Origin of the sequence: Photobacterium kasasachensis, assembly GCF_050336885.1 — a bacterium.
Lineage (GTDB): Bacteria > Pseudomonadota > Gammaproteobacteria > Enterobacterales > Vibrionaceae > Photobacterium > Photobacterium kasasachensis.
The window spans coordinates 125,234-144,228 of the sequence record NZ_JAKJSH010000006.1; the positions used below are offsets into that span (position 1 = coordinate 125,234).

Consider the following 18,995-nt stretch of genomic DNA (forward strand, 5'->3'; position numbering starts at 1 on the left):
TGTGGTTGGGGGAAGCGAGCGCTTCCCCCCTTTTTTGATTTAACCGTAATATAAAGCTTTACAGCGAGTAAAGAATGCTCGAGCCGTAAGTCAGGCTGGTCAGCAATAGCGACTTCTTATTGATGATATCAATACGGCGGCTTTGCTGGGCATCCATTCGGAATACCTGTTTGACAATCGTCAGATGGTGGCTCTGGAAGTCTTTGTTCTGGCCTGAAGTAATGTCCTTAAATTCAAGCGGCTCGGTAAGCAGGTAGCCACCGCTGATGTCCCATCTCCCCGATTCGGAAATGTGCAAGGTAAGTGGCTGCTCGCTTTCGCTAAAGAGTTTTAGCAAGGTTATGCGCGAGTAGGTTTTATTGGGCAGGTAGACAACATGGCTGCTTTGTTCGACACGACGTAGCATCCCTAGCTGTTCCAGTTGCATGGCTTCAATCCGGCTGACAGACATTGACTGCCATTCTCGGGACATGAGCAACTGTTCCTGCTTGTAGTCGCTGGAGAAATAGAGCCAGGCGCTGAAAGAAGTCGATAATGCCAAAACGATGAACGCCCAGTACTGCCTGCAGAAACCCGGAAAGTTGCTGTATTTAGTTTTTACTGACATAGCTTGGTATTATCCTCATGGCTAGTAAGCAATCGCAGGGTAACGTTTTCACCCGGTACCGAGGTGCCGTGAATGTAGTTCAGCCATAACTGGTTGCTTTGTCCACCCGTAGCAATGACCTCTAACGGACGTTCATCCCCCTGATGGTACTCAAGATAGGTCTCCACACAGCTCGAAATCAGTGTTTTCCACTGCAACAGATCTGGGTGATTTTTGGGCGTCAGTACCTGAACGCCGTTAACAGTCAGCAACGGCTTGAAGGCCTCTGACTTTGGCGGAAAGCTTAAATTCACCAGCAATGGCAAGAAACAGGCAATCATCACTGCCACAATTTTCAATATGGCAATTTTCGATGGCTTGTTGTTTTCTACCGTATTCTTGCTCTTGTTCGATGGATCCGCGCTCGGTTCGGCAGTCACACTGTGCTGCGCGATCGTATCCATGTCTGGCTCGGAGGTAACGGCTTCCGCATCGGCGTGAACGAGTGGTGTTTCGGTCACTGCTGGGCTGTCAGCCATCTCATTGACATTGGCGATCATCTGATAGCCTCGCTTAGGCACGGTCTTGATAAACTCCGGCGATTTCGTCGAGTCTTTCAGCGCCTTGCGAAGCGTCGAGATGGCCTGGGTCAGGCTGGAGTCATCAACTTCGAAGCCTTGCTCACGCCAAACATAATCATGCAGGCGAGTACGGGTGATGATCGCACCAGGTTCTTCAATCAGCAGGCTTAATGCTCGGCTTTCATTGCTGCCGAGTCGGGTGAGCTCATCGTTTTCAGATTGGTCGATTAAGCTATTGTCATAAGGGTCAAAGAGGAACCTCTGACCAATCAAATATTTATTTGATATTTTATTCATTTTTAGCACCAATGGCACAGTTGAGCTGATTATATAGCATGAATTCCCTGAATCATTTCTGAATGTAAATTTTTAAAAGGGCGGCTGAAAAAATATAAATATTATAAAAAGCGCATTTTAGGTTGAAAAACCGAACTTTGGCCATATCTATGAAATGAATTGATATAGATTACGTAATACGACTAGTTACGGAGTTGAAATGAGCGAGCAAAATATCCATAAAAATAAGGAAACACGTGGCTTTCAATCGGAAGTAAAGCAACTTTTACATCTGATGATCCACTCATTGTATTCGAACAAAGAGATCTTTTTACGTGAGTTGATTTCTAATGCCTCTGATGCGGCGGACAAGCTACGCTTTCGCGCCCTGTCGCAACCTGATTTATATGAGAAGGATGCTGAACTAGGCGTAAAACTGTCGTTCAATGCTGATGCCGGTACCTTGACTATCCATGACAACGGTATCGGTATGAACCGCGATGATGTCATTGAGCATCTGGGTACCATTGCCAAATCAGGCACTAAAGATTTCTTTGCCAAGCTTAGCGAAGACCAGTCAAAAGACTCCCAGTTGATCGGCCAGTTTGGTGTCGGTTTCTATTCATCTTTCATTGTGGCTGACTCGGTGACAGTGAATACTCGTGCGGCAGGTGTCCCTGCCGATCAGGCTGTGTGTTGGCACTCTAGCGGTGAAGGCGATTATTCGGTCGAAGATATCGAAAAAGCCAGCCGTGGTACCGAGATCATTCTTCACCTTCGTGAGGATGAGAAAGAATTCCTGAGCGAGTACCGCTTGCGTGACATCATTGGCAAATACTCTGACCACATTGGTATTCCAGTCTTTATCCAGACCGCTGAGCGTGACGAGGAAGGTAAGGAAACGGGAACCAACAAATGGGAGCAGGTCAACAAGGCCCAGGCGCTTTGGACCCGCAACAAGTCAGAGATCAGCGAAGAAGAATATAAAGAATTCTACAATCACGTTTCACATGACTTCGCCGAGCCGCTGGCGTGGAGTCATAACCGCGTCGAGGGTAATCAGGACTACACCAGCCTGCTGTATATTCCATCGAAAGCACCGTGGGATATGAATAACCGTGACAGCAAGCACGGCCTGAAGCTGTATGTTCAGCGCGTCTTCATCATGGACGATGCCCAGCAGTTTATGCCTTCCTACCTGCGTTTCATGCGTGGTCTGATCGACTCGAATGATCTGCCGCTGAACGTATCGCGTGAAATCCTGCAGGACAACAAGGTGACTCAGGCATTGCGCAAGGCATGTACCAAGCGTGCTCTGACGATGATGGAGCGGATGGCGAAAAATGATGCCGAGAAGTACCAGACATTGTGGAACGAGTTTGGTCAGGTGCTAAAAGAAGGTCCTGCCGAAGATTTTGCCAACCGTGAGAAAGTTGCCAACTTGCTGCGCTTTAGCTCTACGCACAACGAAGTGGCCGAGCAGACTGTCTCGCTGGCCGATTATGTTGAACGGATGAAAGAAGGTCAGGATAAGATTTACTTCCTGACGGCAGATAGTTTCAGCGCGGCCAAGAACAGCCCGCACCTGGAGCAGTTCCGTGCCAAGGGCATTGAAGTTGTTTTGATGCACGATCGTATCGATGAGTGGTTGATGGGTCACCTGCCTGAGTTTGACGGCAAGCAGTTCCAGGCAATCACCAAAGCCGATCTGGATCTGTCCAAGTTCGAAGACGAGGAAGAGAAAGAGAAGCACAAGCAAACTGAAGAAGAGTTTAAGTCTGTGGTTGAGCGGACGAAGAGCTACCTTGGTGAGCGTGTGAAGGATGTTCGTACCACGTTCAAGCTGCAGGATACACCGGCTGTTGTGGTGACTGATGAAAATGAAATGGGTACGCAAATGGCTAAGCTGCTGGCAGCGGCGGGGCATGATGCGCCTGAGGTGAAATATATCCTTGAGCTTAACCCGGAGCACGCCCTGGTCAACAAGATGGCCGATGAACCTGATGAAGAGGCATTTGGCCGCTGGGTTGAAATGCTGCTAGGTCAGGCGATGTTGGCAGAACGTGGCTCGATGGACGATCCGTCTCAGTTCCTGGCCGCCGTTAACAAGTTGCTGGCATAATTTTGCTAATAGGTATCGATATGACTAAGGTCTTATCGATTCTATTATCAGCTTCAAATAGTATTCTGATAAAGCATGTAATCCAGGCTCGGCAATAGTGCCGGGCTTGCGACTGCGGGCTAATCAGTGTATTTTTCTGTTTTTTGAAAAACTCCATCTTATTTAAAGGGGATCAAGATGCGCATCATTCTTCTGGGCGCTCCAGGTGCAGGTAAAGGTACTCAGGCACAATTCATCATGGAGAAATTTGGTATTCCTCAAATCTCTACTGGTGACATGCTACGTGCGGCGATCAAAGCTGGTACTGAGCTAGGTAAGCAAGCGAAATCAGTAATTGACGCTGGACAGTTGGTGTCTGACGATATCATTCTTGGTCTGGTTAAAGAGCGTATTGCTGAAGACGATTGTGCAAAAGGCTTCCTGCTAGACGGCTTCCCACGCACAATTCCTCAGGCTGACGGCCTGAAAGAAATTGGTGTAGCTGTTGACTATGTTATCGAGTTTGACGTTTCTGACGATGTTATCGTAGAGCGTATGGCTGGCCGTCGTGCCCACCTGGCTTCAGGTCGTACTTACCACACGGTATACAACCCGCCGAAGGTTGAAGGCAAAGATGACGTAACGGGTGAAGATCTTGTTATCCGTGAAGATGACAAGGAAGAGACAGTACGTGCTCGCCTGGGTGTATACCACGACCAGACTTCGCCTCTTATTGCTTACTACGGCAAAGAAGCAGAAGCGGGTAACACTAAGTACCTGAAGTTTGACGGTACTCAGCCTGTCGCTGCAGTAAGTGCTGAACTGGAAAAAGCACTGGCTTAATCGACGCTTCGCATCGAATCGAATAAACGGGTTAGCTTTAGGGCTAACCCGTTTTTTATATGCATGATTTTATTAAAGCTGATAAAGTTAAGCCGTCAGCGCATTACTCAAACGCGAAGGAAAGTATGAGCGAAAAAAATAATAATTATGGTGTATTGCTGGTTAACTTGGGGACGCCGGACGAAGCCTCGCCTGCAGCCGTTAAACGCTTTTTATCTGAATTTTTGCATGATCAGCGAGTTGTCGATATGTCTCGCTGGCTATGGTGCCCGATCCTTCATGGCGTTATTCTGCCGATACGCTCACCGAAAGTAGCCAAGCTATACCAGTCTGTCTGGATGGACGAGGGGTCACCCCTGATGGTGTATTCCCGACGCCAGCAGCGACAGCTGGCTGAAGTCCTGCAGGTGCCTGTCGAGTTGGGAATGACTTACGGTAACCCCTCGCTTGCAAGCGGTTTGGAGAGCCTGAAACAGCAAGGCTGTCATAAGGTACTGGTTCTGCCGTTGTATCCGCAGTACTCACAAACCACAACCGCCGCGGTTTTCGATAAAGTGGCAAAGGTGCTCAAGTCCCACCCGGAAATACCTGAACTACGTCTTGTGCACAACTATTTTGATCATCCCGAGTACATTGGTGCGCTGGCAGAGTCAGTGACAGAGTTTTGGGATAATCACGGCAAGCCGGATTACCTGTTATGTTCCTACCATGGCATTCCCAAGCGCTACGCCGATAACGGTGATCCGTACCCGCAGCACTGTAACGGTACGACTGCGTTGCTAGCGGAAAAACTTGGTCTGCCTCGCGAGCAGATGAGTATGAGCTACCAGTCCATTTTCGGCCGGGAAGAATGGTTAAAGCCTTACACCGAACAAACTATCTCGGAGCTGGCCCAAAAGGGGATAAAGCGGCTGGATGTGATGTGCCCGGCTTTCTCTGTCGATTGCCTTGAAACGCTGGAGGAGATTGCCGAGCAGTGCAGGGAAACCTTTATCGAGGCGGGCGGAAAGGAGTTTAACCTGATTCCGTGCCTTAACGATAATCCCGCGCATATTGCAATGATGGCGCAGCTGGTCAGGCAAAATACCCAGGGCTGGTAAAACCGTGTACAGACTGTATCTAATACTTTCCTCTTAAAAAGTTGAAGCTCTCAAAAACTGTGAGAGCTTTTTCTTTTCTGTTCTATATTCTGTGATAGAATTCGCAAAATTTTCCCAACAGACAGCTCATTGACATGAAATTTCCAGGCCAACGAAAATCTAAGCATTACTTTCCCGTACATGCCCGTGATCCTCTTCTGAGTCAAGCCAAACAAGAAAAGCGCCTCACACGCACTCACGTAGTGGGTATCGACCAGACTCTGGTGGATATCGAAGCGTGTGTTGACGATGCATTCCTGGAACGTTATGAGCTAAGCAAAGGCCACTCTTTGGTCATTACCGATGAAAAGGCTGAAGCGCTGTATCAAGAACTGAAAGAAAATGACCTGATCAGCCACGAATTTGCTGGTGGTACGATCGGTAATACCCTGCACAATTATTCTGTACTGGCGGATGATAAGTCCGTATTGCTCGGTGTAATGAGCAAAGATATCGAAATCGGCAGCTATGCCTACCGTTATCTTTGCAATACCTCGAGCCGTATGGATATGAACCACCTTCAGCCTGTACATGGCCCAATCGGTCGCTGTTTTGCGCTGATCTCTAAAGAGGGTGAGCGGACATTTGCGATCAATGAAGGTCGAATGAACCAGCTGGATCCGAACAGTATTCCAGAGACGGTATTCGAAAATGCTTCTGCTTTGGTACTGACCGCTTATCTGGTGCGTTGTAAAGAAGGCGATCCGATGCCGGAAGCGACCATGCGTGCGATTGAGTATGCGAAAAAGCATGATGTACCTGTGGTACTGACGCTGGGTACTAAGTTTGTTATTGAAGACGATCCGCAGTGGTGGCGTGATTTCCTCCGCGACCATGTGACGGTTGTTGCGATGAACGAAGATGAAGCTGAAGCACTGACTGGCGAAGCAGACCCGCTTGTGGCTTCTGAGAAAACCCTGGAGTGGGTGGATCTGGTACTGTGCACCGCAGGCCCTGTTGGTCTGTATACAGCAGGTTACACCGAAGATGATGCGAAGCGCGAAACCAGCTTGCCGCTGTTGCCGGGTGATATCCCTGAGTTCAACCGTTACGAGTTCAGCCGCCCGATGCTAAAGAAAGAATGTGAGTTGCCATTGAAGGTCTTTTCTCACATTGCACCGTACATGGGTGGCCCAGAGCGCATCAAAAATACCAATGGTGCCGGTGACGGTGCACTGTCAGCCCTGCTGCACGATATGTCAGCTAACCGTTACCACAAAGAGAATGTGCCTAAATCAAGCAAGCATCAGCATAACTTCCTGACCTACTCGTCGTTCTCGCAGGTTTGTCTGTATTCGAACCGTGTAAGCTACGAAGTGCTGGCACAGCACTCTCCGCGTCTGTCTCGTGGTTTGCCAGAGCGTGAAGACAGTCTGGAAGAGGCATACTGGGAGCGTTAATTCCCAGTCTCAAGATGTTAGAGATTGAGAAAAACCGCCGGAAGGCGGTTTTTTTATGCCTGCATTTTGTGAGTTAACCCCTCCCAGCCTCCCCTTGAAAAGGGGAGGTGCAAAGAGAGCGGGGAAGTTAGATGGGGTTGGTTTCTGGGGGGATGTTGTGGTGAGGTTTGGTGGTTAACCCTCCCAGCCTCCCCCTTGAAAAGGGGAGGAGCAAAGACTTTGATCGTTGAGTCTGAGTGCTGAACCAGTCCTTCCCCTTGTTCGATGATGGCCGGGAGAGCGAGCAAGTTGATAGAAGGGGAAGTTAGATGGGGTTGGTTTCTGGGAGGATGTTGTTGTGAGGTTTGGTGGTTAACCCCTCCCAGCCTCCCCTTGAAAAGGGGAGGAGCAAAGATTGTTGGTCGCGAAGTATGAGTGTTGAACCAGTCCTTCCCCTTGTTCGATGATGGCCGGGAGAGCGAGCAAGTTGATAGAAGGGGAAGTTAGATGGGGTTGGTTTCTGGGAGGATGTTGTTGTGAGGTTTGGTGGTTAACCCCTTCCAGCCTCCCCTTGAAAAGGGGAGGGGAAAGGCAATGAGAGCAAAAACAAAAACGAGAGCTTATAGCTCTCGTTTCAGTATTTAGATGATAACTGGGCCGTTAGGCTTTCTGCTCATAAGCTTCGTTGTGAACGGCAGCTACAGCACGACCTGATGGGTCGGCACTGTTCTTGAAGCTCTCGTCCCATTCAATGGCTTTGGCGCTTGAACAGGCGATTGACGGGCCGCCAGGTACACATTTCGCGGCATCTTCAAGCGGGAACAGCTCTTCAAAGATTTCACGGTACATATAGCCTTCTTTGGTTGTCGGCGTGTTGTATGGGAAACGGAACTTGGCTGTTTCAAGCTGCTGCTCAGTGACCTTGGCTTCGGCAACCTCTCTTAGCGAGTCAATCCAGCTGTAACCAACACCATCAGAGAACTGCTCTTTCTGACGCCATGCAACGGATTCTGGTAGATAGTGGCCGAAGCATTCACGGATGATGTGTTTCTCCATCTTGCCGTTACCGCACATTTTATCTTCTGGGTTCAGGCGCATTGCCACTTCAAGGAATTCCTTGTCCAGGAACGGTACACGTGCTTCGATGCCCCAGGCAGCCATTGACTTGTTGGCACGGGCACAGTCAAACATGTTCAGTGCCAGCAGCTTACGTACTGTTTCTTCGTGGAACTCTTTTGCGTTCGGTGCTTTGTGGAAGTAAAGGTAGCCGCCGAAGACTTCATCTGCCCCTTCGCCGGAAAGCACCATCTTGATCCCCATAGCACGGATCTTACGTGACATCAGGTACATTGGCGTTGAAGCACGGATTGTCGTGACATCATAAGTTTCAATGTGGTAAATCACATCACGAATGGCATCCAGGCCTTCCTGAACCGTATAGGTCAGTTCATGGTGAACGGTACCAATGCTGTCTGCTACCACTTTTGCCGCCTTTAAATCAGGCGCACCTTCAAGACCGATAGCAAAGGAGTGTAATGTCGGCCACCATGCTTGAGATTGCTCGTCATCTTCGATACGACGGGCCGCGAACTTTTTGGTGATAGCGGAGATGACAGATGAATCCAAACCACCTGACAACAGCACACCGTATGGAACATCTGTCATTAGCTGACGCTTAACCGCACTCTCTAGTGCATTGGTCAGTGCAACTTTATCGGTCTTTGCGTCGGCAACGGTATCAAACTCCATCCAGTCACGCTTGTAGTAACGCACCGGCTCGCCTTTCTTGCTCCATAGGAAGTGGCCAGGAGGAAACTCGCTGATGGTTTTACAAACCGGTACCAGTGATTTCATTTCAGAAGCAACATAGTAGTTACCGTGTTCGTCATAGCCGTGGTACAGCGGGATAATACCGATATGGTCACGACCGATCAGATAGGCATCTTCCGTCTCATCATAAAGGATGAAGCCAAAAATACCGTTGAGGTAGTCAAGCAGTTCCGGTCCTTTCTCTTTGTAGAGTGCCAGAATAATTTCACAGTCAGACTCAGTCTGGAAAGGGTAGTCGGGTGCAAACTCAGCCTGAAGTTCTTTGTGGTTGTAAATTTCACCGTTTACCGCAAGAGCATGTGTTTTATCTTCGTTGTACAGAGGTTGCTCACCGCTGTTTAGGTCAACGATAGCCAGGCGCTCGTGCACCAGAATGGCTTTATCTGACGAGTAGATACCTGACCAGTCAGGACCGCGATGACGCATTTTCTTGGACATTTCTAGCGCGGTTTCGCGCAACGCTGCTGCATCACTCTTGATGTCTAAGATACCGAATACTGAACACATACTTCTGACTCCAACTTTTAAATCGCTTGTCGCTATCCATAATTGTTTGGGAGGGAGTAAGAATTGAGTATCTAGTTCCTAGTCTAGAGACTTAATTCTTACTCCTTGCTGCTAACGTCTCCCGTTCTTAATTGTTAAAATTGCGTATTCGGTAAAATAAAGCAACCTTTAATCTCAATTCAATTGAAGAAAAGCCTTGCTGGTGAATATTATCCAATAAAAAGGGGTTTATCTGAATTTTATCTATAATTGGCTGGTTTTTTGAACGAAAAAACAAACGGCAGCCGAGGCTGCCGTTATAAAAAGTGAAAAATGGTTGGGGGGCTAGAGTGGTTTTATATCGGGTGACAGGTGCTCACAGACATGGCGGGCAAACCCACTGCCTGCCTCATTGTAAATGTTGAATGCCGCATCGACCCCCAGTTCGCTGAGCAGGGCTTCATCATCACTGTATTTGGCTATTGCCGCGATCTTACCTTGGTAATGACCCTCGCGAATCTGTTCCAGAGCAAAGCTGTTGGCCTGGCTATGAGGCATTGCCAGCAAGATCAGTTCGGTGTTGTGGCGTGAGATAACACGCGCCCAGAAATCGGGGTCGGTGGCGTCGCCGTGGATCACATTGCGTCCGGCTGCTCGATGGATCTGGACGGAGTCTTCACGGGTCTCGATACCTATGACTTGCTCGCCATAGCGTGCGACTAGTTCATCGTAGGCACCTGAGCCAATACGGCCCATGCCCAGAATCATGATTTTCTTGTTACCGAGGTCAATCAGCTTATCGCTCGAATTAAGTTTGTCTGGCTCAAACTCTTTTAACCACTTCGAGGCATCTTTGTATAACCGGTGGCCGATACTATTGAGTGGAGCCGCGATCAGGAATGACAATGAGACGGCAATGGCGATGGCTACCAAAAAGTTGCCTGGCAGCATTCCCAGACTGTACGCTAGCCCGCCGACAATGAGGCCGAACTCGCTGTAGTTGAACAAGGTGAGCGTACCAAGCAGTGACGTCCGGACCCGGTAGCGGAACAGGTTGAAGATGACGTAGTAGAGGATGCCTTTTATCGGCAGTAGCAGTAGCAGCAAAATGGCCATCAGGAAGCCGTCGAGGGTCGGTTCTTCCGACAGGCCTATGTTGAGGAAGAAGCAGACAAGCAACAGCTCTTTTAGGTTGAATAGTGATTTTGACAACTCCGAGGCCTTGGGGTGAGCGGCTAGCATCATACCCAGGATCAGAGCGCCTAAATCTGCCTTCATGCCGACAGCCTCGAACAGACCGGCCCCGGCGACCAGGGCAAGGAAAATCCCATACAGTACCAGCATTTCTCCGTGGCCGGCCTTGTCGAGAATTTTAAACAGTGATGGACGCAATAGGGGCAGGGCAAACAAGGCTAACGCAGTGATTTCGGGCACTTTGCCGGTCGAAACGGTCAGGAATATAACGGCAAAAATATCCTGCATGACCAGTACCCCAATGGCAAGGGTGCCGTAGGTAGAGTTGAGCTCGCCTTTTTCCTGCAGCGCCTTGATCGCAAAAACGGTACTTGAAAATGAGAGTGCGAAGGCAAGCAGGCCAAGCTGCACCATATCCAGCTCGCTGAGCATTCCGAGGCCGAGTTGTTTCAAAGCCAGCAGGGCAAGGGTAAAGAGGCCGGTTGTCAGCAGGTTATGCAGTGTCGCTCCTCCCCAGATCTCTTTGGCAAGCAGGGTTTTGACATCGAGTTTGAGACCAATCGAGAACAGTAGCAGGGTAACGCCGAGATCGGCCAGGACACTGAGGACTTCGGTTGACTGGTAGCCTGCGCTATTGAGGGCAAACCCCGCGACAAGGAAGCCTACCAGAGGAGGAAGCTTGCACCTCAGGGCTATAAAGCCAGCCAGAAAGGCGGCTATGATAAAAATAAGTTCCATGTTGAGACTAATTATCCTTTCTTATTGTGTTCTCGATAGCACTATCGCATAACCCATAGTGTAGCTTGGGCGTAGGGTGAATTTTTTTGCGCAATATACCACAAGGGGCATGTACCTGTCCGGTACATGCCCCTTTTTAGTGTGGCGAAAAAACTGCTGTGCTATAAGGTTGGCATGCAGTCAGACGCTGTGTTGTCGGCCTTAATCTTCAAGCAGTCGCTGAAGCAGCACGCCGTTTAGCATAGCCCGCTTGATCATTGAAAAAGCCCCGATGGTAGGCTGGCTATAGAGCTCAGATTCTACAATCGGCAGATCTTTATGGAACGTTGACAGTGACTGGGTTTCGACACAGCGTCGGATGGCCGGAAAAACGACATCTTTGGCCTGGATGATATTGCCGGCAACCACGATTTTTTGCGGGTTGAATAAATTAATCGTCATAGCCAGTGCCTTGCCGAGTTGATTACCGACCTTGATCAGTACCTGGCTGGCCAGTTCGTCACCCTTATTGGCCGCTTCGCAGATGGCTGGCATAGTGACTTCCTCCAGCTCCTGCAGGCTGCTACGGTAACCTTGGGCCAGCAGGCTCTGAACCTGCTTGATGATGGCCGGATCTGCCGCCACTGTTTCCAGACAGCCAAAGTTGCCGCACTGGCATTTGTCACCGAGCGGATCAATCTGGATATGGCCAATCTCACCGACATTACGGTTAAAGCCTAGGAACACCTGTCCGTTCACGATGATCCCGGCACCGGTACCGTGGTGGACACTGATCAGGATTGAATCTTTGCAGTCCTGACTTGCGCCGAAATAGTGTTCGGCTAACGCCAGGCCTCGGATGTCGTTACCGACAAAGCAGGAAACGCCGAATTTCTCGCTGATAATTTCCGAGAGTGGAAAGTTATCCACCTCAATATGTGGCATATATTCGACCACGCCGGTTTCCGGATCAATCAGTCCCGGCAGGGTAATACCGAAAGCGACCAGCTCACGCATGATATTTTGGTTGTCTGCGATGAACTGGCGGATATGGCCAAGCAGGCCGTCGGTCAGTTCTTGCTGGTTGGCGTAATTAAACTGATGAGCGGCACTGGCTATGTGCTTGCCGCTCAAATCGTAAATGGTCAATTCGATATAGTTGCGTCCAAGCCGGATAGCAATCGAATGGAAAGGCGCTGACTCTGTCGTCAGCGAAATGGCACGTCGTCCACCGGTGGAGGCTTGCTGCGCGACCTCTTTGATCAGGCCGCGCTCAAGCAATTGGCGGGTGATTTTAGTAACGCTTGCAGGAGCCAGCTGACTTACGTCTGCTACCTGGATACGTGAAATAGGGCCTTGCAAGTCAATGAGTCTGTAAACAGCTGCACTGTTAAGCTGCTTTACCAGATCTACATTACCAATTTGTCCGCCTGTCATAGTTAGTTCTGCTCGTATTCACCGTTAACAACAGTCGCCCGAACATGGAAGTCACGATCAAAAATAGCCAGGTTAGCAACCATGCCTTTTTTGATGGCTCCCAGTGTCTTGTCCGCACCAATGGCACGAGCAGGATACAGGGTTGCCATACGAATCGCTTCGTCCAGGGCGATACCTGCATGCTCGACACTGTTTTGAACTGCTTCAATCATGGTTAGTGCCGAACCGCCAAGTGTGCCATTTTCATCAACACACTTGCCATCACGGTAATATACTTTCTTACCGACAAAAATAAAGTGATCAATGTCTGCTCCTGCTGGTGCAGTTGCATCGGTGACCAAAACAAGTTTTTCGCCTTTCATCCTGTGAGCCATACGAATATTGGCATAATCTACATGAAAACCGTCCGCTATCACCCCAGTGTAGACATCCGGCGTGTCGTAGATGGCCCCGACCATGCCTGGCTCGCGGCCGGCAATCGGTGTCATGGCATTAAACAGGTGGGTCGCAAAGCTGATACCGGCCTCAAAGCCCTTGCGCGCCTCGACATAGGTGGCATTGGTATGGCCTGCAGAAACAACAATACCGGCCTCGGCCAGCTGTCGGATATGCTCGTGGGAGTTCTGTTCCGGTGCCAGTGTTACCTTGGCCACGATATCGGCATTGTCACAGATGGTCTGGATCATGGCGTCATCGGAACGACGGATGTGATCGACACTGTGGATACCTTTTTTCATCACGTTCAGGTAAGGGCCTTCCAGGTGCAAACCGAGCGAGTGGTTTTGATACTGGGCGTGATATTCGCGGGCCGCGGCAATGACCGCTTTCATATCGTCGTCAGACGAGGTGATCAGCGTCGGCAAGAAGCTGGTGCAGCCTGATTTTAGGTTGGCGCGGTGCATGGTATGGATGGTATCGGCATTGATCTCATCGTTTAGCATGACGCCGCCGCAGCCGTTGAGCTGCAGATCGATGAAACCTGGTGTCAGGTTGGCCCCGTCCAGATTCAGCGTTTCAATATCTTGAGGTAGCTCGTCAGCAGGGCAAATAGCGTGAATGTTCACGCCGTCAATAATGACGGCGTGGTTATTCAGCACATCGCTACCGGTAAAAATACGGCAGTTGGTAAGCGCGTACATGAACAACTCCTATTACAGGTTCTTGATGTTTTCAGCTTCCAGTTCCTGGAAGTATTTCACAGTTTTGACTTTCAGCTCCTGTGTTGACGGCTCGTCACAGACAATCAGTGATTTAGGGTGTAGCTGAAGGGCAGATACCGTCCACAGGTGGTTAACCGAACCTTCAACGGCGGCTTCAAGAGCCTGAGCCTTGTTGTGGCCGGTAACCAGAATCATGATTTCCCGTGCATCCAGCAACGTACCAACGCCGATGGTTAGTGCGTACTTAGGTACCTGATCCATATCACCGTCAAAGAAGCGCGAGTTTGCAATACGGGTGTCTTCTGTCAGTGTTTTGATACGGGTGCGTGATGCCAGCGAAGAAGCCGGCTCGTTGAAGGCAATATGTCCGTCGTTGCCTACGCCGCCCATGAACAGATTAATTTTACCGTAAGATTTGATCTTGTCCTCGTAACGCTGACACTCGGCTTCGTGATCGTCAGTATTACCATTCAGAAGATTGATGTTTTCTTCTTGAATATCAATGTGCTGGAAGAAGTTGCTGTACATGAAGCTGCGGTATGATTCAGGGTGGTCGGCTGAGATACCGATATACTCATCCATGTTGAAGGTAACAACGTGCTTAAAACTTACTTCTCCAGCTTCATAAAGCTCGATTAAACGCTTGTATGTTGCCAGTGGAGTACCACCTGTTGGTAAACCTAATACAAAAGGACGGTTGGCTGTTGGCTGAAATTTATTAATAGAATCAGCGATATAGCGAGCTGACCACAAACCTACATCTTTAGCTTTATTCAGCGGGATTAGTCTCACGGTGATACCTCATTCCTAGTAGAAAATACGATTAAATCTTAGCGGCATATTACCTTTGTTTTGGATAATAAAATAAGTTTTATGATCGGGCTAGCAAAATCGCTCTATTGTTAGTTAATCAGGTGATAAAGATCACAATTGATGAGGTTTTAATTTGCGGGGCGAAATTAATCTCTTACACTGCAAATGACTTAATCGGATAACTAAAAAAAGTTATCTGGATCGCATCTAAGAAAACCATAGGGGGAACTAAGGGTGAATATTCTTGGATATTTTCAGAAAGTAGGTAAGGCGTTGATGGTACCTGTTGCCACACTGCCTGCCGCCGCAATATTAATGGGTATTGGCTACTGGATTGATCCGAACGGCTGGGGTGCAAACAGTGCACTGGCTGCCTTTTTGATCAAGGCTGGTGCCGCTATTATTGATAACATGTCTGTACTGTTTGCAATTGGTGTTGCGTACGGTATGTCTAAAGATAAAGATGGTGCAGCAGCACTTTCTGGTTTTGTTGGCTTTTTAGTCGTTACAACGCTGCTGTCTCCGGGTGCAGTTGCACAAATTCAAGGCATTGACCCTAGTGCAGTGCCTGCAGCATTCGCGAAGATCAATAACCAATTTGTCGGTATCTTAGTCGGTATCGTATCCGCTGAAATCTATAACCGCTTCTCTGCTGTAGAACTTCACAAAGCCCTGGCATTCTTCTCGGGCAAGCGTCTGGTTCCTATCCTGACGTCATTCGCAGGTATCTTTATTGCTTTCATCCTGATGTACATCTGGCCAGCCGTTTATGGTGGTCTTGTGAACTTCGGTGAAGGTATCCAGGGTATGGGTGAGATAGGTGCTGGTATCTATGCATTCTTTAACCGTCTATTGATTCCTGTCGGCCTTCACCACGCACTGAACTCTGTATTCTGGTTTGACGTTGCCGGTATCAACGATATTCCTAACTTCCTTGGTGGCGCGAAATCTATCGCTGAAGGTGTGGCGACTCCGGGTGTGACCGGTATGTATCAGGCTGGTTTCTTCCCAATCATGATGTTCGGTCTGCCAGGTGCGGCGCTTGCGATGTACCATACGTCGAAAGCGAAGAACAAAGAAAAAGTTGCTTCAATCATGATTGCAGCTGGTTTCGCATCATTCTTCACCGGTGTAACTGAGCCGCTAGAATTTGCCTTCATGTTCCTGGCTCCTGCGCTATACGTTGTTCACGCAGCACTGGCTGGCTTGTCTGTATACATTGCGGCATCAATGCAGTGGATTGCTGGCTTCGGCTTCTCGGCTGGTCTGGTCGATATGGTGCTCTCTACGCGTAACCCGCTTGCGGTTAACTGGTACATGCTAATTGTTCAAGGCCTGGTATTCTTCGGTCTGTACTACGCAATCTTCCGTACTGTCATTGTTAAGTTCGACCTGAAAACACCGGGTCGTGAAGACGATGATGCCGAAGAAGGTTCAGTTGCGGGTTCAGAAGAAACGGGTGAGCTGGCAAAACAGTACCTGAAAGCACTGGGTGGCCACGGTAACCTTGAGAACATCGATGCATGTATCACGCGTCTGCGCCTGACACTGAAAGACAGTAGCCTTGCTGATGAGAAAACTCTGAAGGCTCTGGGTGCCATGGGTGTGGTTAAACTTGGTACTAACAATATTCAGGTTATCCTTGGCCCGCTGGCGGAAATCGTTGCTGGCGAAATGAAAAAAATCCCGGCATCTGAAGATCTCTCTTCGGTAAAACTGCCTTAATGACCTAAGGCCGGGTTCCTGATCAGGGAGCCTGGATTACGGCGTGAAGAGCGGCCTCTTGTTTGGAGGCCGTTTTTTTTTCCAAAACAAGCTTACACTGAGGCTTGGCCATCGCTACCGCAAGGCTCCGCTCTGGTTCGGCGGGTTGTGCCTTGCTAGTTTCCGAATACGCTTTCCCCGAAGTGTATTCCGAAGCTGCCCTGGTAGTTTTAGGCTTGGGTTGCCCTGCATCTTGAGGTAGCTTGGGTATATTGATGCTCGAATTGGGTGTCATCTGTTTATATTGCCCTGCGATAGCGGGGTTTTTTTATACATATCGACAAACAATGCACACTATTTGTTGAGTCGTGCACCATATTTATGGATCATAGAGGGTTCTAAAATCCTGTAAGCACACGAGGTGTAATAGATGAGTGAATCTGAAGCTCGTCCAACTAACTTTATCCGCCAGATCATTGATGCGGATTTAGCAAGTGGCAAACATACAAGCGTACATACCCGATTCCCGCCGGAGCCGAATGGCTACCTGCACATCGGTCATGCTAAATCAATTTGTTTGAACTTCGGTATTGCTCAGGACTATCAGGGTCAATGTAACCTACGTTTCGACGATACTAACCCTGAGAAAGAAGACATCGAATACGTTGAGTCTATTAAGAACGATGTTAACTGGTTGGGCTTCGAGTGGAGCGGTGAGATTTGCTATTCATCAAACTACTTCGACAAGCTATACGGGTTTGCTATTGAATTGATTAATAAAGGCTTAGCGTATATTGATGAGCTAAGTCCAGAGCAAATGCGTGAATACCGCGGCACATTGACTGAGCCGGGTAAACACAGCCCATACCGTGATCGCAGCGTTGAAGAAAACCTGGCGCTGTTCGATAAAATGAAAAATGGCGAAGTGGAAGAGGGCAAGATGTGCCTTCGCGCCAAGATCGACATGGCTTCACCGTTTATGGTGATGCGTGATCCCGTTATCTATCGTGTGCGTTTCGCCACTCACCACCAGACTGGCGACAAGTGGTGCATCTATCCGATGTACGATTTCACGCACTGTATCTCTGATGCGCTGGAAGGTATTACACACTCTATCTGTACCCTGGAGTTTATGGACAACCGCCGTCTGTATGACTGGGTACTGGATAACATTACGATTGACTGCCAGCCGCGTCAGTATGAGTTCAGCCGCCTGAACCTTGAGTACACGGTTATGTCCAAGCGTAAGCTAAACCAGCTGGTAACCGATAATCTGGTTTCTGGTTGGGATGATCCGCGTATGCCGACTATCTCTGGCCTGCGTCGTCGTGGCTTTACTTCTGCCTCTATCCGCGAGTTTTGTAAGCGCATTGGTGTAACTAAGCAAGACAACACCATCGAGATGGGCTCACTGGAATCTTGTATCCGTGATGATCTAAACGAAAATGCACCTCGTGCAATGGCCGTTCTGGATCCAGTTAAAGTTGTTATCGAAAACTTTGATGGTGAAGCGGAAATCTTGAATGTAGCGAACCATCCGAATAAGCCTGAGATGGGAACCCGCGAAGTACCTTTCACTCGTGAGCTGTATATCGAGCGTGAAGACTTCCGTGAAGAAGCAAACAAGAAGTACAAGCGCCTGGTGCTGGGTAAAGAAGTGCGTCTGCGTGGTGCCTATGTGATCAAGGCTGAACGTATCGAGAAAGACGAAGAAGGTAATATCACTACCATCTTCTGTACTTACGATAACGAAACGCTGGGCCAAAACCCAACAGACGGCCGCAAGGTGAAGGGCGTGATCCACTGGGTATCAGCGGAAGCGGGTATCCCTGCTGAAATTCGTCTGTACGATCGTTTGTTCACGGTACCGAACCCTGGCGCTGCTGATGACTTTGTCTCTGTGATCAACCCGGAATCACTGACCATTAAGCAAGGTGTCGTAGAGCCGTCGTTGGCTGATGCTGAAGCGGAAAAAGCGTTCCAGTTTGAGCGTATGGGTTATTTCTGTGCCGACAGCAAAGAGTCATCTAAAGATAAACTGGTGTTTAACCGCACGGTTGGCCTGCGTGATACTTGGGCCAAGATTGGCGATTAACAGCAAAGCCAGCTAAGGCTGGCTTTTTGAACCCATAAAAAAACCAGCCGCTTGGCTGGTTTTTTGATTTAGTGTCTAGCGCCTAAGCCGCCATCTGTCGTAGTCAATATATCGCAGTGGAGGCTTAGGGCATTAATTATTTTTGATCGTGCAGCTCTGGGTTTTCGTTACAGTCACCTTCCATGCAGTGACCATAGAGGTACAGGCTGTGGTTAGTCAGGCGAACGTTGAAGCTGGAAGCAATCTCTTTCTGACGCTGTTCGATAACTTGGTCAGAAAACTCAATAACTTTTCCACAATCAAGACAAACCAGGTGGTCATGGTGGTGCTGAGTGGCCAGTTCAAATACTGATTTACCACCTTCGAAGTGGTGGCGAGTCACAATACCAGCATCATCAAATTGGTTCAGTACGCGGTAAACCGTTGCCAGGCCAATCTCTTCACCAATATCGATTAGTTTCTTGTATAAGTCTTCAGCACTAATGTGTTGGCAATCAGGCTGCTGCAATACTTCCAGAATTTTAAGACGCGGAAGCGTAACTTTTAAGCCTGCTTGTTTAAGTGCGTGATTATTATCTGACATCCGAGTTTCCTATTGGCTAGCCGCAACAACATGAAGCGGTAGTCTTTCTCATATCTATTTATTATAAGTGA

14 protein-coding genes are annotated in these 18,995 nt (G+C 48.9%); 6 read left to right on the plus strand and 8 right to left on the minus strand.

Translation table 11 applies throughout. The features are described from left to right. Positions 1 to 58: 58 nt before the first annotated feature. Together L4D19_RS08300 and L4D19_RS08305 are read right to left on the minus strand one after the other, a co-directional pair. Complete coding sequence (locus L4D19_RS08300) at positions 59 to 607, minus strand: regulatory protein ToxS (protein ID WP_428452083.1); 549 nt, start codon at positions 605 to 607, stop codon at positions 59 to 61. Further along, the gene (locus tag L4D19_RS08305) at positions 598 to 1,464 is read right to left on the minus strand and encodes a winged helix-turn-helix domain-containing protein (protein WP_428452084.1); all 867 of its coding nucleotides are present in this window, start codon (positions 1,462 to 1,464) and stop codon (positions 598 to 600) included. Before L4D19_RS08305 ends, L4D19_RS08300 begins: the two co-directional genes overlap by 10 nt. Positions 1,465 to 1,663: 199 nt before the next feature. On the opposite strand from L4D19_RS08305, the gene htpG reads away from it, so the two are divergent. The 4 genes from htpG (at position 1,664) to L4D19_RS08325 (ending at position 6,926) form a co-directional block, all read left to right on the plus strand. Beyond that, on the plus strand, positions 1,664 to 3,565 hold the full coding sequence (gene htpG / locus L4D19_RS08310) for a molecular chaperone HtpG (protein ID WP_428452085.1): 1,902 nt from the start codon (positions 1,664 to 1,666) through the stop codon (positions 3,563 to 3,565). A 177-nt stretch (positions 3,566 to 3,742) separates the two neighbouring features. Then, positions 3,743 to 4,387 carry an adenylate kinase gene (adk, locus tag L4D19_RS08315; RefSeq protein ID WP_075768277.1) on the plus strand — a complete coding sequence of 215 codons (645 nt, stop codon included), beginning with the start codon at positions 3,743 to 3,745 and terminating at the stop codon, positions 4,385 to 4,387. A 125-nt stretch (positions 4,388 to 4,512) separates the two neighbouring features. Continuing rightward, complete coding sequence (gene hemH, locus L4D19_RS08320) at positions 4,513 to 5,487, plus strand: ferrochelatase (protein WP_428452086.1); 975 nt, start codon at positions 4,513 to 4,515, stop codon at positions 5,485 to 5,487. Between the two features lie 134 nt (positions 5,488 to 5,621). Further along, complete coding sequence (locus L4D19_RS08325) at positions 5,622 to 6,926, plus strand: inosine/guanosine kinase (RefSeq protein ID WP_428452087.1); 1,305 nt, start codon at positions 5,622 to 5,624, stop codon at positions 6,924 to 6,926. A gap of 639 nt (positions 6,927 to 7,565) precedes the next feature. Here L4D19_RS08325 and asnB read toward each other — a convergent pair. From asnB to nagB, 5 genes are all read right to left on the minus strand, one after another. Beyond that, positions 7,566 to 9,242: an asparagine synthase B gene (gene asnB / locus L4D19_RS08330; RefSeq protein ID WP_075768280.1), complete on the minus strand. Its 1,677-nt coding sequence runs from the start codon at positions 9,240 to 9,242 to the stop codon at positions 7,566 to 7,568. A gap of 324 nt (positions 9,243 to 9,566) precedes the next feature. Next, positions 9,567 to 11,153 carry a cation:proton antiporter domain-containing protein gene (locus tag L4D19_RS08335; protein WP_428452088.1) on the minus strand — a complete coding sequence of 529 codons (1,587 nt, stop codon included), beginning with the start codon at positions 11,151 to 11,153 and terminating at the stop codon, positions 9,567 to 9,569. A gap of 201 nt (positions 11,154 to 11,354) precedes the next feature. Beyond that, a complete protein-coding gene (nagC, locus tag L4D19_RS08340) occupies positions 11,355 to 12,569 on the minus strand; it encodes a DNA-binding transcriptional regulator NagC (RefSeq protein WP_428452089.1) in 1,215 nt (404 codons plus the stop codon). 2 nt (positions 12,570 to 12,571) lie between these two features. After that, positions 12,572 to 13,708 carry an N-acetylglucosamine-6-phosphate deacetylase gene (nagA, locus tag L4D19_RS08345; protein ID WP_428452090.1) on the minus strand — a complete coding sequence of 379 codons (1,137 nt, stop codon included), beginning with the start codon at positions 13,706 to 13,708 and terminating at the stop codon, positions 12,572 to 12,574. Positions 13,709 to 13,720: 12 nt separating this feature from the next. Continuing rightward, positions 13,721 to 14,521: a glucosamine-6-phosphate deaminase gene (nagB, locus tag L4D19_RS08350; RefSeq protein ID WP_428452091.1), complete on the minus strand. Its 801-nt coding sequence runs from the start codon at positions 14,519 to 14,521 to the stop codon at positions 13,721 to 13,723. A 255-nt stretch (positions 14,522 to 14,776) separates the two neighbouring features. Here nagB and nagE point away from each other — a divergent pair, with 255 nt between their 5' ends. Next, complete coding sequence (gene nagE, locus L4D19_RS08355; RefSeq protein WP_428452092.1) at positions 14,777 to 16,267, plus strand: N-acetylglucosamine-specific PTS transporter subunit IIBC; 1,491 nt, start codon at positions 14,777 to 14,779, stop codon at positions 16,265 to 16,267. A gap of 409 nt (positions 16,268 to 16,676) precedes the next feature. Further along, positions 16,677 to 18,341: a glutamine--tRNA ligase gene (gene glnS / locus L4D19_RS08360; protein ID WP_428452093.1), complete on the plus strand. Its 1,665-nt coding sequence runs from the start codon at positions 16,677 to 16,679 to the stop codon at positions 18,339 to 18,341. A gap of 136 nt (positions 18,342 to 18,477) precedes the next feature. On the opposite strand, the gene fur is transcribed toward glnS, so the two are convergent. Beyond that, positions 18,478 to 18,924, minus strand: a complete 447-nt coding sequence (gene fur, locus L4D19_RS08365; protein WP_075768287.1) for a ferric iron uptake transcriptional regulator — start codon at positions 18,922 to 18,924, stop codon at positions 18,478 to 18,480. Positions 18,925 to 18,995 lie beyond the last annotated feature (71 nt).